Below are 14,851 nucleotides of genomic sequence, written 5' to 3'. Positions count from 1 at the left end.
GTTCATGCAGGGCAGCTACCCTGCCGGGCACTCCCCCGCACCGCCTCGGCCAACTTGCGCAGGTTGGCCTGGTGCGCGTTCACCAGGCTGGTGATGCTGTTGTCTGCGGCAGTCTGTACTGACGTACGGCAGGTCAGCTCGGCCTGCCCTTGCTGCTTCAGGCGCCACACGGCCTCCAGCGAGGCGTAGCGCCCTGGTACCGTGTCGAAGCGTTGTACATCCACTCGCAGTGACGCCTTGCCGCCGCCTGCCGGGCCGCCCAACTGGTCCTGCAGGGCGCTGCGGAATTCATCCACCAGGTTGGCGCCCCACCACTCCGTCTCCAGAATGGCCAGGCCGCTCTGCCCTTGCCGCACCACCAACTGTGGGCGGTCGACCTGGGGCGGCACAGCCACCCTGACCACCTGGATGCGCTGGCCGCTGTCACGTATCGGTTCGCTCGGTACCAACGTGTGGTAGTTGTTCGGCGTACTGCTGCAGCCCCCGAGCCACACCAGCAGGCTGGCCACACATACATTGCGCAGTCGTTGCATCGGCTGTCTCCTCAGGGTTCAAGGTCTGCGGGCCCGGCCGCTTTCGACCGGCCACGAATCAGCGACTCGGGGTGGCGGCCCAGGTAATCGGCAAGGTCACGTAGCGAACGCGACATGCGCTCCAGCTCGTCCAGTGTTTCACCCATTCGCTCGCGCTGCGGCGAATCTTCGGAAATGGCCGAGTTGGCCGTGCGCAGGGTCTTGTGCACCTCGTCCAGCGCCACTTTCACCTCCGGCAGCGTCTGGCCATTGAACTGCTTGAGGCTGGCGCGCAGTTCACGCAGGCTGCCGTCCAGGTTACCGGCGATGCTCTCCAGCGGCAGCTTGGCAATGCGCTCCACCACCCGCTGCAGCTGTTCCTGCAACTGCTCAAGGCTGCCGGGCAGCGTCGGGATCATGATGGGGTTGGCAGCCATGTCGAAGGTCACCTTGGGGGCATCCGGGTAAAAGTCCAGCGAAATGAACATCTGCCCGGTGATCAGGTTGCCGCTACGCGCCTGGGCCCGCAGCCCATGTTCGACAAAGGTGCCAATCAGTTTCCGCGCCCCTTCCATATCGCCCTCGGTGTGCTTGAACACCGCCAGCATCTTGCGGTGCACCGGCCCTAGCCGCTGCGGGTAGATCACCGCATCGACCACTACCGGGAAGGTCTGCCGCGTAGCATCGTAATCGAGCTGGATCGAGGTGACCCGGCCAAACTCCACCCCCTTGAACTCCACGGGCGCGCCCACCGACAGGCCACGCATGGCCTGGTCGAAGCGCAACTGCAGGTACTGCGCCTGGCCATGCGGAGGCGACAGCGCCATGTCGCGGTCGGCGAATAGCTGGAAGCGGGCCTGGTCGGCAGCAGGCTCGGCTTGCGCGGCGAAATCGGGCGAGCCGAAGGCCAGCCCGCCCACCAGAATCGACGACAGCGATTCGGTATCGACTTTCAGGCCATTGGCACCTATCTGCATGTCAATGCCACTGGCATTCCAGAAGCGCGTGTCAGCAGTGACGAACGTGTCGTAGGGCGCCTGCACGAACACGCCAATCTCTACCCCCTTGCCATCGCCCTGGAGGGCAAAGGACACCACCTCGCCCACCGGGATCTTGCGGTAGTAGATTGAAGAGCCGATATCCAGCGAGCCCAGGTCGCTGGCGACAAGAACAAAGCGCTTGCCCTTTTCGTCATAGGTGATCGGGGGTGGCAGCTCCAGGCCGACAAAGGACTTTTCCGGCACCTTCGACTCGCCGGAATCAGCCCCGATGAAGCTGCCCGAAAGCAACGTGTCCACCCCGGAAACCCCGCCCACGCCGATGCGCGGTCGCACCACCCAGAAGCGCGCCCCCCGGGTAGCAAATGAACGGGCATCGTTGGAGAGCTGAACCTTGGCCACCACGCTCTTCTTGTCGTCGGCCAAGTCCACCGTGGTCACTTCGCCAATCACCACACTGCGGTATTTTACCTGGGTCTTGTGCGCCACCAGTCCCTCCCCGCTGTGGAAAGAAATGGTAATCACCGGCCCTTGCTGCATCCAGTTGCGCACCACCAGCGAAGCGCCGATGAGGATCGCCAGGATCGGCACGATCCATACCAGCGACACACTCCAACGTCGGGTGCGCACTTCAACCTGCCCAGGGCCCTCGCGCTTGTCAGTCTGTTGCCCCATCAATGCGACCTCCCCTCGTTGGCATGGCTATCCCAGATCAGGCGTGGATCAAAGCTCATCGCAGAGAACATGGTCAGCACTACCACCATGCCAAAAAACAGAATGCCCACGCGCGGCTCGATGGTGCCCAGCCCGCGCAGTTGCACAAGCGCAGCCACCAGCGCCACTACCATCACATCGAGCATGGACCAATAGCCGATCAGCTCGACGAAGCGGTACAACTGCGTACGCTGCCGGCAGGCCCAGGAAGAACCACGCTGGGCAGTGAACAGCAGCAGGCCAAGGGACAAGAACTTGATGGCGGGCACACCCACGCTGGCAATGAAAATGATCAGCGCGATGTCCCAGGCCCCGGCTTCCCAGAACTCCAGCACGCCACCGCCAATGGTGCTTTCTGTACCACTGCCGAGCATTTCGGTGTGCATCACCGGCAGCAGGTTGGCGGGGATGTAGAAAATCAGGGCTGCCAGCAGAAACGCCCAGCCACGGCTGATGGAATTGGCCTTGCGTCGGTGAATGACGGCGCCGCAACGGTTGCAGGTGTGCGCGCCACTGCGCGTGTCGCATGCCTGGCCACAGCCATGGCACAGACACAAGCCAAGGTCGTGCGCATTGACCGGGACAGTCATACCTGTTCCCACAAGTCGCGGATGTCCTTGCCGGCAATGTGGATGATCAACATGCTCAGTGCGGCCAGGGCCAGCAGGCCGATACCGGGGATCACATCGAGCAGCCCCGCCAGCTTGATCACCGCCACCATCGCCCCCAGCAGACACACCTCCAGCATGCTCCAGGGCCGCAGGCTTTCCAGGCCACGCATGCACAGGGCAAAGCCGGGGGCACGCTGGCCGGCGAGGGCAAAGCCCAACACCCAGCACAACAGGGCAATTTGCAGCAGCGGCGCAAAAATGATCGACAGCGCCATGACCAGGGCGATGAAAGTGATACTGCCGTGACTGAGGATCTGCACGGCGTCCCACAATGTGGCCGAGTGGGTCAGCCCCTGCATGCCGATGGTCATCACCGGGTAATAGTTGGCGAACACCAGCAGGACACCGCCAGTCACACTCAGTGCCAGCCGCTGCTCGATGGTCAGTGACCTGTGCCGGTACAGCACGCCGCCACAGCGCTGGCAAAGGGCACGTTGATGTTTGAGCAACGGTGCACGGTGGTACACCGTGTCGCAATACTCGCAGATGATCAGATCTTGCGGCTGGCTCATGGTTTGCCCGCAGGTAGCCTTGGATCAGGCCAAGAGGCTAATCGGAACAGCGTCTGATATCCGGTGTAGACCATCTGGGCAAAACTTCCATCACGACCTCAAAGGCGAACTATCCTGTGAGGCGGGCTTTCCGCCCGGTGGAGGTGTGCCATGCGTACGTTCACGTGGAGTTACCTGTTGATGCTGCTTTGCGCAGCATCGGCCGCCCAGGCGCAGTCGGTGGTGCCGCTCAAGGGCCAGAGCAGCCAGCAGATGCAACTGGATATCAACGATTGCAATACCGTCGCCACCAATGCCGCAAACGGCACAGCGACGTCCAGCGACCCCCATGTCGGTGGCCGGGTTCGCGGTGCAGCTGCGGGTGCCGCCGCCGGTGCTGTAGGTGCGCAGGTGCGCGGCAACCAGCATGACGAGTTGTATGACCGGGTGGGTGACGATGCCAAGCAGCAATACCGGCAGAACCGTGCTGGCGAAGTGGCCGCCGCCGGGGCCGCGGTCGGTGGCATGCGCCAGCGTCAGGACCGGCGCCAGGACCGGCGCGGCCAGGACGAGGCCAAAACCCAGGCCCATGCCAGTGCCTACAGCGGTTGCCTGCAAGGGCGCGGCTACCAGGTCAACCCCTGAGCAATCGCCACGCCATGCGCCTCCTGCCGGGGTGGCATGGCGTGCTCAGTTCAGGAACTTCGCCAGCTCTTCCCGACAAAACTCCACGAACAACTGCGCCGGTTTGGTCAGCTGGACTCGCTTCAACCACGCCGCAGCCAGCCCCGACAGCGCCACCGGCTCGGCAATGTCGAGCATTGCCAGGCGCTGGCCGTCATAGGTGTATTCCGAATGCGGACGGGTTACCAGCAACGAAAAACCGAAACCCTGACCGACCATGCCGCGCACCATCTCGATCGACGGCGAACTGAAGACGATGTTCGGTGCCAGGCCCATCTCGTTGAACAAGCTGACGAAGTAGGTACGGCTAGGGGCCACGTCCAGCAGGATCATCGGCTCGGGGCACAGGTCGCGCAGCGAGACCTGGGCCTGGCTGGCAAAGCGGTGGTTCTCGGGTAGCAGCACATAGGGCTTCTGCGGCGGCATCAGCGGCTCGGCCTCGATGGTGCCATCCAGGTCGTGGTCATAGAGAAATGCCAGGTCGAATGTTCCAGCGGTCAGGCCCTGGATCAGGTCCTGCTGTTCACCGTCGCGCAGGCGAATGTCCACACCCGGGTAACGCTGGCGAAAGCCGGCGATCAGGCGCGGCAGGTACAGTGGCGCCACGGTTTCGAAACAGCCAATGTCGATTTGCCCGGCGACGGTATCGTTGTCGGCCAGGGCGTTCTGTTCGAACTCATGGGCCATCTGCAGCAGCGACTTGGTCTTGGCGTAGAAGCGTTTGCCGCTGGGCGTCAATGACACACCCTGGGCGTGGTGGCGGATGAACAGCTGCACACCGAAACTTTCCTCCAGGCTCTTGATGGCCGTGGAGATGGACGGCTGGGCGATGTACAGCTGGCGTGACGCTTCGGCCACACTGCCCGCTTCCACGGTGGTGACGAAGTACTTCAGTTGTCGCAAGGTATAGGCAGCCACAGGGTACCTCTCTGAAGCGGGTCTTGGCAGGCTGGGATCATGCCTCACACTTTACCCTTGGCTGCCGCTCTGCGGGCGCTGAGCGCTGAAGGATTTACCTATGCCTTGAACAGGTTTTTTGTAGGGTCTGCCAGTACCTCAGCTCACAGGCCATTGCGCAAACCGGAGCCGCACCACGCTTGCGCCTGGAACGGGGCCCCGTGGCACAGCAACCACTGGTCAAAAACGCCCGAACGTCTTTACTGATAGTCATCGGCCCCAGGTAAACGGTGTGTGCTTATGAAGATCGTGGTCACCAGCATCCTCGTCGACGACCAGGCCAAGGCCCTGGCTTTCTACCACTACGTACTCGGTTTCGAGCCCAGGCACGACATCCCCATGGGCCGGCACCGCTGGTTGACCCTGACTTCGCCCAACGACCCCAATGGCGTCGAACTGCTGCTGGAACCCGACGCGCACCCGGCGGCCAAGGTGTACAAGGCCGCGCTCAAGCAGGATGGCATCCCCGCCACCTCGTTCGGCGTGCGTGACATCCAGGCCGAATACACCCGGCTATGTGCAGCCGGTGTGCAGTTCATCCGGCCACCAACCCCAATGGGGCCGGTTACCGTGGCGGTGTTCGATGACACGTGCGGCAACCTGATCCAGATTGCCCAGAAGCACTAGCCGGTTGCCCTTTCCCCAATGCGCACCCACAAGGAAAACAGATGCGCCACGAATTCAGCGAAGTGCTCAACGACCTGGTCGACTACTTTCTGCTTGGCGATATCCAGTTGCTCGAACGCTACAAGCAAGACCAGCAACTGCCCGACGACCTGGCCCATGCGTTCACCCACGGCGACAGCGGCGACCAGGCTGTGCGCGAAGGCATCGTGCTGCCGCTGGCCGGTGTCGACAACCTGCCCTACCGCATCCTCTTCACCCTCGATAACCACACACCGGCCCTGCGCGAGGCCGGCAGCCGCCTGAAGCACCGGCGCAATGGCTATGTACTGCGGATCGAGCACGGTGCGCTGATGCTGTACACCTGGCGCATCCTGCAGCACTTCACGCCCAAGACCCTGGGTGACCTGATGGCGCGTTACCAGCTGCCAGGGCGGCCGATCATCGAGCTGGACAATGGCTGGTACGACGTGGAGGTGCTGGCGGGGGCGCTGGTGCGCGACGGGTTGTACGAGCCAGCGTTCGAGTTCGTGCTGAAGAAGCGCTGGAGCCGGGGTGAGGCGACAGCTGTGGATACCGGGTATGCATTCGGGCTTCGTGGCTACTTCGACTGATTGATCACCTGTGCCGGCCTCTTCGCGGGCAAGCCCGCTCCTACACAGCGTTCGAGGCCTGTGCTGGCCCTTTCGCGGGTGAACCCGCTCCTACAGCAGTACCTGTAGGAGCGGGCTTGCCCGCGAAAGGGCCAGCACAGGCAAACTCGACCTTCAGGTGTGATTGATATCCCGATCCTTGGTCTCCGGCAGGAAGAAGATCCCCAGCACCGCCGTCATCACGGCAATCACGATCGGATACCACAAGCCGTAATAGATATCCCCGGTCGCTGCCACCATGGCAAACGCCACGGTCGGCAGGAAGCCGCCGAACCAGCCATTCCCGATGTGATAAGGCAGCGACATCGAGGTGTAGCGGATGCGCGCCGGGAACAGCTCCACCAGCCAGGCGGCAATCGGCCCGTAGACCATGGTCACGTAGATCACCAGAATGGTCAGCAGCAACAGCACCATCGGGTAGTGGATTTTCGCCGGGTCGGCCTTTTCCGGGTAGCCCGCCTCTTTCAATGCACCACTCAGGGTTGCGGTAAACGCTTCGCTTTGCACTTTGAAGTCCGCCGCGGTCAGGCTGCTGCCATCAAAGCTCGGCAATACCCGTTCGCCAATGCGGATCTGTGCCACGCTGCCGGGCTCCGCCGCTTCATTGGTATACGGGATGGCGCGCTTGGCCAGCAGGCTCTTGGCAATGTCGCAGGAGCTGGTGAATTTGGCCTTGCCCACCGGGTCGAACTGGAATGCACATTGGCCCGGGTCGGCCACCACCACCACCGGGTTCTGCTCTTGGGCAACGAATACATCCGGGTTGCCGTACTCGGTCAGTGCCTTGAAGATCGGGAAGTAAGTCAGCGCGGCGATGATGCAGCCGGCCATGATGATCTTCTTGCGGCCAATCCGGTCGGACAGGCTGCCGAAGAAAATGAAGAATGGTGTGCCGATCAACAGTGAACCGGCAATCAGCAGGTTGGCGGTCTGCGGCTCGATCTTGAGCGTCTGCAACAGGAAGAACAACGCGTAGAACTGTCCGGTATACCACACCACGGCCTGGCCGGCGGTGCCGCCGAGCAGCGACATGATCACCACCTTGAGGTTGTCCCAGCGGGCGAACGATTCGGTCAGTGGCGCCTTGGATGCCTTGCCCTCGGCCTTCATCTTCATGAACACCGGCGACTCGTTCAGCTGCAGGCGGATGTACACCGAAATCGCCAGCAGCAGAATCGACAGCAGGAACGGTATCCGCCAGCCCCAGGCCTCGAACGCTTCCGTCCCCATGGCCGTGCGACAGGCCATGATCACCAGCAGCGACAGGAACAACCCCAGGGTGGCGGTCGTCTGGATCCAGGCAGTGAAAAAGCCGCGTCGGCCCTTGGGCGCATGCTCGGCCACGTAGGTGGCCGCGCCGCCGTACTCACCGCCCAGCGCCAGCCCCTGCAGCAAGCGCAGGGTGATCAGGATGATCGGCGCGGCCACGCCGATCGTGGCGTAGCCCGGTAGCAGGCCCACCACTGCGGTGGACAGGCCCATGATGACAATGGTGATGAGGAAGGTGTACTTGCGCCCGATCATGTCGCCCAGACGGCCGAACACGATGGCGCCGAACGGTCGGACGGCAAAGCCGGCGGCAAAGGCCAGCAAGGCAAAGATGAACGAGGTGGTTTCATTGACGCCAGCAAAGAAGTGCCTGGCGATAATCGCGGCGAGTGAGCCGTACAGGTAGAAGTCGTACCACTCGAATACCGTGCCCAGGGACGAGGCGAAGATGACCTTGCGCTCCTCCTTGGTGATACCGCGTTGGGGCGCGCTGCTGCCCGTGGATGCACTGTCGAGAACCGCCATGGGTTGCCTCCGTCATGTTGTCATGCAGGCCGGAGCACCTCACACTCACTTCACCGTCGCACCCAGGCCCTGGCGCTTGCTTTGGTTGCGCGAAGCACGACGAGGCGGGCCGCCTCGGATCGCAGCAAGGTTTATGAAGCATAATTGGGATTGGCTGGATATCCACCCGCCTGGCCCTGCACGAGAGGGCGGCCTGGACAACACCCAGCTCCGGGGTGCTGGGCGATAGCGGGCTGACTGACGATTTTGTTGGGTGTTTCACCCACCAGGCACTACCGGCCCCTTCAACTCGACCTGATTACCATCCGGGTCGTAGCAGTACAGCGAAAGCCCCTCGCCTTCGGCACCATACCGCTTCTCTGCAGGCTCCACCTTTACCCCGGCGGCTTCCAGATAGGCCGTCAACGCGGCCTCGTCGAACGGCTCGATGCGCAGGCAGAAATGGTGCAGGTTGCGCCCTTCCACGCCCGGGGCAGCTCCGCCTGGCTGCCCCAGCGGGCCATCCAGGGTCACCAGGTCGATCATCGCCGTGCCCGTGGCCAGGTGCACCATGCCCAAGTCTTCGCGCACGCGGCTGACGGTGCAGCCGAGCAGCTCGGTGTAAAAGGCAACACTGCGCGGCAGGTCGCTGACCCGCAACACAAGGTGATCGATGTGCTTGATGGTGAAAGGCCGCATGCCGGGCTCCCTGTGGCGTGTTTGCGAATACGTTCGCCACCATAGCCCAGGTTCACCCGGCGTGACCAGAATCAGCTACTCGTTCACCAAGCGTTGCAGTACGCCACCTTCATGGCGCGTCAGGATACGCAGCAGCTGGTCGACCAGCGCCCGGTCCGGCGCATCCAGGTGGAAGTGGTGCCCGCCTGGGTGCCAGGAGACTTTCGCCTGGCTGGGCAAGGCGGCCTGACGCCGGGTAAAGGCCTCGCCGGTGAAGGCCCCCTGGCGGCCGAACAGCAGGTACAACGGGCAGCGGATCTGGCTGAGCAGGTCGCAGGCTTCGCGCTCGGTCAGGGGCATGGGTTCGGGCAATACCAGCCGCGGGTCGTGGCGCCAGCAATAGCCATCGTCCAGCTGTAGCAGGTCGCGCAGCGCCAGCAGCCGAGCGGCACCTTCCGACAGTTCGGTGTCCAGCCGCTCGCGGCGTTGCGCAAGGGCGGTGTCCAGGTCGTCGAAGCGACCAACATCCGGCTCGGCAAAACCCGGCAACTGGCTACGCTGTACCATGCGCTTGAGCCGGTAGGCCCGCGCCAGGTGCTGCACGCGGTCATCCTCGGCCACCGTGAACGGTGCCCCCATTCCGTCGAGGAAGGTCATGCTGGCAATGCCACTGGTCATGGCCGCCAGCAGCGACGCTATACCGGTACCCATCCCATGGGCCAGCACATGAAATTGCGCCAGGCCCAGGCTGTCGGTCACCGCCAGCATGTCTTCGGCATGCTCCCACAGGTAATAGCCGCTGTCGTGGCGACGATGCCCAGAACGGCCATGGCCAATCAGGTCGGGGGCCACCACGAAGCAGCCGTCCAGCATCGGTGCCAGGCGCTCGAACGAGGCAGCGTTATCCAGCCAGCCATGCAAGGCCAATATGGGAATACCGTCTTCTGCCCCCCAGGTGCGAACCGCTATTTCAACGCCATCGAGGTCTAGCAGGTGGTCTTTCGGACTGCACAGCGAACGCATTGCAATTCTCCTTGGCTGAAGCCTGCACCATGACCTGCCTCACCCTCTCGCAGATCCTCCCTCGCTGCCAGCCCCCCACCGACCCGCGCATGCGCAGGACCGACCGCGGCCAACAACTATCTACCGCACCCCGTCGCCTTGATCAGCGTGGACTATCTCCCCCCACAAAAGAGATGGTGACCATGACAACCCCGACACCGTTGCATCAAAGCCAGATAACCCGATCGTTACCGAAATGGAGCAAGGCGCTCCAACCCTCGCATACACGCAAAGTGGTGCAGAGCCTGTACAAGGAGTATCTCGATGAAGATGGCAGCCCTTACGCGTGGTATGCCACTGCCGATGAGCCAATGCGTGAGCAGCTGCACAACGCGTTGCAAACCCGTAACAAACGTCTGGCGCAAGTCAAAAAGGCGCTGGGCGAGTTCAAGGACATCATCGCGTTCTGCGGCCCGCTGTTGACCGAGCGGTTGAAGCTGAATGTGCCTGTAGACAGGGCGCAGTATGTGTTCCAGCCCTTTGAGTCAGAGGCCAACATCTGGGTCGGCGTTCCCGATGTGGAAACGCCTTTGGTCCCGGACGTGGAAGCGGATGTGCTGGCTACTCGCCCGGTCGGCCAACCGCAAACACGCAGCTTGCTGGAGGCTGCCCTGCACAACTTCGAGGGGCTGGACGAAGTCGGCCCCTACAGCAGGCTCACCAACGCCCCAGGCAGCGACACGCCCCTGGCAGGCCTGACGATGGCGGACTTCGTCGGGCATTGTCGGGCGCTGGACCTTGGCAAACGTTATCAAGACCATCTGCTTGCAACCCATGAAGGCGCCAATCGCGCTGAAATCCAGCGCCTGTCGATTGCAGCGAACCGTGAGGCCTTGAGGGTCCAGGCATTGATCGCCAAGCTCAAAGGCCTGCTGAGCGAGGCCGGGCTCGATGCGCTTGGGCAACTGTGCGACGGCAAGCCTCACCCCACCTATGAAAACGAGGCGTTGCATTGCTGGCACTTCAACTTGTTCGATATCCCCGTCCACGAAATACTGTTCATCGGGCCAGACAACCCTTACCGCACGAACCCCTGCATTGTGTATGTCCCTGGCGACAGCGAGCACCCGGTAAGGGAGTTCGCTTCTCGTCAGGAAGCGGGCAAGCACCTGCGCAGCCGGTTACTGCAAAGCGAGTTTCGCCGAACCTTGGTGCATTTCGCCTACAAGGACCGGCAAAAAGAACTTGCCGTAAAGCTGCAAATCGCGCTGTTCGAAGAGGATGAAGCGGGCATACGCAAACCCCGAATCATGCCAGTGATCCCTTTCACGCTCTCGCCGATCCGAACCGACCCTTGGACGAACTTGTACAACGCACACCTTGCGCGCATGAAGGCCGACGCAAAAACCATTGCAGTCCCTACAGCCGAAGTCGACGCCAACGCCCGCAACGAGCGTCTAAAGTACTGGTTCGACCTGGGGATGAACGTGCTGAATGTCGCCGCGTTCTTCGTGCCGGGGTTGAACACGGTCATGCTAGGCGTTTTTGCTTACGACCTGATGAGCTCTGTTTTCACCGGGTTCGAAGCCTGGGAAGAAGGTGATACCCGGCAGGCACTGGCGCAGCTGGAATCATTGGCCATCAACGCGGGCGTGATTGCCGGCTTTGCAGTGGGCACCAGGATCGTCCAGGCGTCTGGCTTTGTCGATGCACTGAAAAGTGTATGGCATGAAGACAAGGAAGTGCTTTGGCACCCTGACATGAAAACCTATGCGAGCACGGCGGCTATTCCTGAGGGGGCTCAACCCGATTTGCTCGGCCATGTGCACGTCGACGGAAAGACCTACCTGAAGCTGGATGGGACCCTGTACGAGGTGTTTCAGGGCGCTGATCAGCAATGGCGCGTGCGCCACCCCGAGGATGCGCAGGCCTATGCCCCACGCTTGCTGCATCATGGTAACGCCCGCTGGCAACTGGCCCATGAGCAGCCTCTGGAATGGGACCGTGAACAGCTCGCGCGCCGCCTCGGCAGCCATAGCGCAGGCCTGGACGACAGCGAACTGGACCATGCCATGCGCACTACCGGTACCGATCCAGACGTGCTGCGCCGTGCCCAGGCAGCGGGCCTGCGTCCACCCGCTTTGTTGCTCGACACGCTGCAGCGGCTGCAGCTGGACAATCAGACACAACAGATCATCAACTGCGTACGCCATGGGTTGCCGCTGGCTGCGTACAAGAACTTTGCCTTGCCTGAGTTGCTGCGCCTGCCGGGGTGGCCCGAGGGACGCGTGCTGAAGGTTTACCAAGGGCCAGAACCCTGGGGCGAATCGGTGCGCTACGGCCCCCCTCACACGCTGGGCCAGACAGAAATCGAAATTACCCGTACCGACCTGGACAATGGCCAGTTGAGCCAGACCGTGCTGGATCAGATGGATGAAGAAGCCATTGAGCAGTTGCTCGGTGATACACCCACTGAGCACCGATCGTCCGCACTGAACAACAAGCTCGCGCAACACCTGGAACAGCATCGCGAGGCGCTGTTCGAGAGCCTGCAACAAAGACGCCGTCCCACACACACACCCACTGCACAAACCCTCGCCCGGCAGTTTCCCGGGCTGCCGGACAGCGCGCTTGAAGAATTGCTTGCCAACCTCAGCAACGCCGAACGGGAACGCCTGACCAACGGCCGGGTGCCGCTTCGCGTTGCCGAGGAAGCACGCCTTCTGCAAGCTCGAGCGCGGCTTGATCGTGCCCTCCTCGGCCTGTTCAGGCCCAGCCTGGCCAACGACGACAGTCTACGCATCAAGCAGGCGCTGCAAGCCGCGCACCCGCAGGCTGACCCGGCCCGGTTACTGCAACTCGCCCTTGGTGATCGCCAGCACTGCGCCTCACTGCTCGGCCAGCAACCCATCAACCCCAGGTTCCGCTCCCCTTTGCGATTGGCCAACGGCCAGCTGGGCTATCCCCTGAGCGGCCGTGGCCTGCAGGGACGAGCCTTGCCGGCTGCACGTCGACTCCGGGCGCTCTACCCCGAACTCAGCAGCGAGCAAATCAGTGGGCTACAAGCCGAACTGGCTCGAGGAGGCGACCTGGGTAGCGCGATCAACCAGCTGGAGGTCGAGCAGCGTACCCTCAACCGAGATCTCAACCGCTGGGTAAGCACCGCCCGCACCCTTGAAGAGCGCTTTGATCGCCAGCAATGCACCGAGCGACTGATGAGTGCTTCCCGCCGTGAAGGCGGCGCGCAAGCCGAAACACTGGTACTGGACCGTATGCAGCTCGAAGCGCTACCCGCTTTCACTGCACGCATGCCGCATATCCGCAATCTCAGGCTCGAGGGGTTAAAGATGCGGCGCCTGGAGGGCAGCTTCCTGACGAACTTCCCTAACCTGGAAACCCTGGAAATCGTCGGCAACCCGGACATCGATGCCGAAACATTGTTCGAGGCGCTCAGGTCGGCACCGCGGCTACGCGAGCTGGGCCTGACAGACAATGGCCTGACCACCCTTTCACCCACCGCCCAACAGGCCATCGGAGCAATGCCCGGCTTGCGACTCCTGTGGCTCAGCCGCAACCGGCTGCAACTCGACACCACCAGTTTGGGCTTCCTGACGCGCTTGCCCCTGGATGCCCTCGGCCTGGCCCACAATCAAATCACCCTCGACGAAAGCCTTGCCGCCCAGTTTCAGGACATGATCCACCCCGTACTACTGCACTTATCAGGCAACCCACTGCAACTGGCACCCGACCTGCGCTTCATGGCCCGTCTTGTCCACCTGGAGCTTGAGCGTTGCGAACTGCAGCAGTGGCCCGACAGCCTGACCGTCCTGATGAGCCAGCCCCAGTACCAACTGCGCTATCTGAACCTTTCGTCCAACCGCATTCGTACCCTGCCAGACTTGCCTGGTGTGCTGCGTACCCCGTTTGCCCGCGATGTCGCCGCGCACTTGCCGGAGCGCCGTTGGCTGTTCAACTACAACACCCTGGAAGCCCAGACACGTGCACGCCTGGGCAGCAGCGGCGTCAACGTCTTCGAACACGCAGAAGACGTGCCACTGTGGCAAGGCGTTTTCCGTGGCGAGGCGAGCAATGCCGAGGAGCAGCTGTGGAGCGACCTGTTCGACCAAGGTGAAAACGCAGCGCTGCTGGGCGTACTCGAACGTCTTGCCCAGTCGGCAGAAGCGCAGCGTGATGGCGAGGCCCTGAGGGCGCGCGTCTGGAAGCTGCTGGATGACGCTGCCCACGACACCGTGCTGCGTGAGCGCCTCGCCACCGTGGCCGGCGATTTCCCGCCAACCTGTGGCGACGCAGGTGCTGATGCGTTCAGTGCCTTGGAGATAGAAGTGCTGGCCCACGAAGCGGCAGCCGTCGCCGGTAGTCGACCCGCTGATCTACTGAGCCTGTATGGCAAGTTGTATCGACGCAGCCAGGTCAATCAACTGGCCGATCGCATCAGCTGGAGAAGGTCCTTGCGCAAACAGGCGCTGCTCGACGGGGCCTTCGATGAAAACCTCCCCCCCTACGATGAGCTGGACGACCCCTCAGCCTTTCCAGACAGCGAACTTCAAACGGGGCTGGTGGACGATGTCGAGGTACGTTTGGCCCTGCGCCAGTCGTTGGCCAGCGCGCTGGACTACCCTGAGCCGAGCCGAGGCATGCTGTACCGCAATACGGCCAGAATCAACGACACAATCATCGAAATGGTGAAAGCTGAGGTCCTTTCCCTGGACAGGGATGCCATCGCTCGGGAGCAATGGTTGACCCAGCAGCCGGGCTGGGTCGAGTACTTGAAACGAGAGCATGCGGCACAGTTCAGCCTGATCACCGACTTCTGGCGGCCAGGCCTTGACTACCTCTATTACTGCCTGGATGAAACCGCCGACCCGGTGACATCCCTGGACAGCTCTGTGCGACGAGCCTTGGCCAGGGTCATGCCTGAAAGCCCGGTGGATGCTGAGGGCAAGCTGCGGCGCGTCGTGCTCAACGAGCAGCAGTATCGCCAGGGCGTGGACGCGCTGACTGCCGAGCAGCAGCAGGTTGAAACCGGTCTGCTGATCAGCCTCACCCGCCAGACGCAAACAATCGGCCGCTGAA

At 62.4% G+C, this 14,851-nt stretch carries 12 protein-coding genes; 4 read left to right on the top strand and 8 right to left on the bottom strand.

All coding sequences use genetic code 11. The features are described from left to right. Positions 1-2 precede the first annotated feature (2 nt). The 4 genes from ACF8FG_RS05425 to ACF8FG_RS05410 are packed head-to-tail and all read right to left on the bottom strand — an operon-like array spanning position 3 to position 3,407. Positions 3-533 (bottom strand): membrane integrity-associated transporter subunit PqiC, encoded by a 531-nt coding sequence (locus ACF8FG_RS05425; protein WP_019438985.1) that lies wholly within the window; start codon positions 531-533, stop codon positions 3-5. Positions 534-544: 11 nt separating this feature from the next. Further along, positions 545-2,185: an intermembrane transport protein PqiB gene (locus tag ACF8FG_RS05420; RefSeq protein ID WP_076403199.1), complete on the bottom strand. Its 1,641-nt coding sequence runs from the start codon at positions 2,183-2,185 to the stop codon at positions 545-547. Then, entirely contained in the window at positions 2,185-2,814 is a 630-nt protein-coding gene (locus ACF8FG_RS05415) for a paraquat-inducible protein A (RefSeq protein WP_144180276.1), read from the bottom strand. Before ACF8FG_RS05415 ends, ACF8FG_RS05420 begins: the two co-directional genes overlap by 1 nt. Continuing rightward, entirely contained in the window at positions 2,811-3,407 is a 597-nt protein-coding gene (locus ACF8FG_RS05410; RefSeq protein ID WP_014591472.1) for a paraquat-inducible protein A, read from the bottom strand. Before ACF8FG_RS05410 ends, ACF8FG_RS05415 begins: the two co-directional genes overlap by 4 nt. Positions 3,408-3,557: 150 nt before the next feature. Between ACF8FG_RS05410 and ACF8FG_RS05405 the strand changes: the two genes are divergently transcribed. Further along, on the top strand, positions 3,558-4,031 hold the full coding sequence (locus ACF8FG_RS05405; protein ID WP_014591473.1) for a YMGG-like glycine zipper-containing protein: 474 nt from the start codon (positions 3,558-3,560) through the stop codon (positions 4,029-4,031). A 45-nt stretch (positions 4,032-4,076) separates the two neighbouring features. Here ACF8FG_RS05405 and ACF8FG_RS05400 read toward each other — a convergent pair whose 3' ends face one another. Continuing rightward, positions 4,077-4,988, bottom strand: a complete 912-nt coding sequence (locus ACF8FG_RS05400; protein ID WP_014591474.1) for a LysR family transcriptional regulator — start codon at positions 4,986-4,988, stop codon at positions 4,077-4,079. A gap of 279 nt (positions 4,989-5,267) precedes the next feature. Here ACF8FG_RS05400 and ACF8FG_RS05395 point away from each other — a divergent pair, with 279 nt between their 5' ends. Then, on the top strand, positions 5,268-5,654 hold the full coding sequence (locus tag ACF8FG_RS05395) for a VOC family protein (RefSeq protein ID WP_003250815.1): 387 nt from the start codon (positions 5,268-5,270) through the stop codon (positions 5,652-5,654). A 41-nt stretch (positions 5,655-5,695) separates the two neighbouring features. Next, positions 5,696-6,265 carry a hypothetical protein gene (locus tag ACF8FG_RS05390; protein ID WP_014591475.1) on the top strand — a complete coding sequence of 190 codons (570 nt, stop codon included), beginning with the start codon at positions 5,696-5,698 and terminating at the stop codon, positions 6,263-6,265. Positions 6,266-6,418: 153 nt separating this feature from the next. Here ACF8FG_RS05390 and ACF8FG_RS05385 read toward each other — a convergent pair whose 3' ends face one another. The 3 genes from ACF8FG_RS05385 to ACF8FG_RS05375 all read right to left on the bottom strand — a co-directional run bounded on the left by ACF8FG_RS05385 (position 6,419) and on the right by ACF8FG_RS05375 (position 9,778). Continuing rightward, positions 6,419-8,098, bottom strand: coding sequence for an MFS transporter (locus ACF8FG_RS05385; protein WP_014591476.1), 1,680 nt, complete (start codon positions 8,096-8,098; stop codon positions 6,419-6,421). Positions 8,099-8,356: 258 nt separating this feature from the next. Then, a complete protein-coding gene (locus ACF8FG_RS05380; RefSeq protein WP_003250810.1) occupies positions 8,357-8,776 on the bottom strand; it encodes a VOC family protein in 420 nt (139 codons plus the stop codon). A 75-nt stretch (positions 8,777-8,851) separates the two neighbouring features. Further along, positions 8,852-9,778: an alpha/beta fold hydrolase gene (locus ACF8FG_RS05375; RefSeq protein ID WP_003250808.1), complete on the bottom strand. Its 927-nt coding sequence runs from the start codon at positions 9,776-9,778 to the stop codon at positions 8,852-8,854. Between the two features lie 182 nt (positions 9,779-9,960). Here ACF8FG_RS05375 and ACF8FG_RS05370 point away from each other — a divergent pair, with 182 nt between their 5' ends. After that, entirely contained in the window at positions 9,961-14,850 is a 4,890-nt protein-coding gene (locus tag ACF8FG_RS05370) for an NEL-type E3 ubiquitin ligase domain-containing protein (RefSeq protein WP_318077692.1), read from the top strand. Position 14,851 lies beyond the last annotated feature (1 nt).

The organism is Pseudomonas sp. YQ_6, assembly GCF_043103245.1.
GTDB lineage: Bacteria > Pseudomonadota > Gammaproteobacteria > Pseudomonadales > Pseudomonadaceae > Aquipseudomonas > Aquipseudomonas alloputida.
Note: the sequence above shows the minus strand (reverse complement) of the source record. Positions and strands in the feature narration are given on the sequence as shown.

Coding starts and splice junctions, on each gene's coding strand:
- ACF8FG_RS05380 (WP_003250810.1), bottom strand. CDS start 8,776: ATGCGGCCTTTCACCATCAAGCACATCGATCACCTTGTGTTGCGGGTC.
- ACF8FG_RS05425 (WP_019438985.1), bottom strand. CDS start 533: ATGCAACGACTGCGCAATGTATGTGTGGCCAGCCTGCTGGTGTGGCTC.
- ACF8FG_RS05415 (WP_144180276.1), bottom strand. CDS start 2,814: ATGACTGTCCCGGTCAATGCGCACGACCTTGGCTTGTGTCTGTGCCAT.
- ACF8FG_RS05405 (WP_014591473.1), top strand. CDS start 3,558: ATGCGTACGTTCACGTGGAGTTACCTGTTGATGCTGCTTTGCGCAGCA.
- ACF8FG_RS05420 (WP_076403199.1), bottom strand. CDS start 2,185: ATGGGGCAACAGACTGACAAGCGCGAGGGCCCTGGGCAGGTTGAAGTG.
- ACF8FG_RS05385 (WP_014591476.1), bottom strand. CDS start 8,098: ATGGCGGTTCTCGACAGTGCATCCACGGGCAGCAGCGCGCCCCAACGC.
- ACF8FG_RS05390 (WP_014591475.1), top strand. CDS start 5,696: ATGCGCCACGAATTCAGCGAAGTGCTCAACGACCTGGTCGACTACTTT.
- ACF8FG_RS05395 (WP_003250815.1), top strand. CDS start 5,268: ATGAAGATCGTGGTCACCAGCATCCTCGTCGACGACCAGGCCAAGGCC.
- ACF8FG_RS05370 (WP_318077692.1), top strand. CDS start 9,961: ATGACAACCCCGACACCGTTGCATCAAAGCCAGATAACCCGATCGTTA.
- ACF8FG_RS05375 (WP_003250808.1), bottom strand. CDS start 9,778: ATGCGTTCGCTGTGCAGTCCGAAAGACCACCTGCTAGACCTCGATGGC.
- ACF8FG_RS05410 (WP_014591472.1), bottom strand. CDS start 3,407: ATGAGCCAGCCGCAAGATCTGATCATCTGCGAGTATTGCGACACGGTG.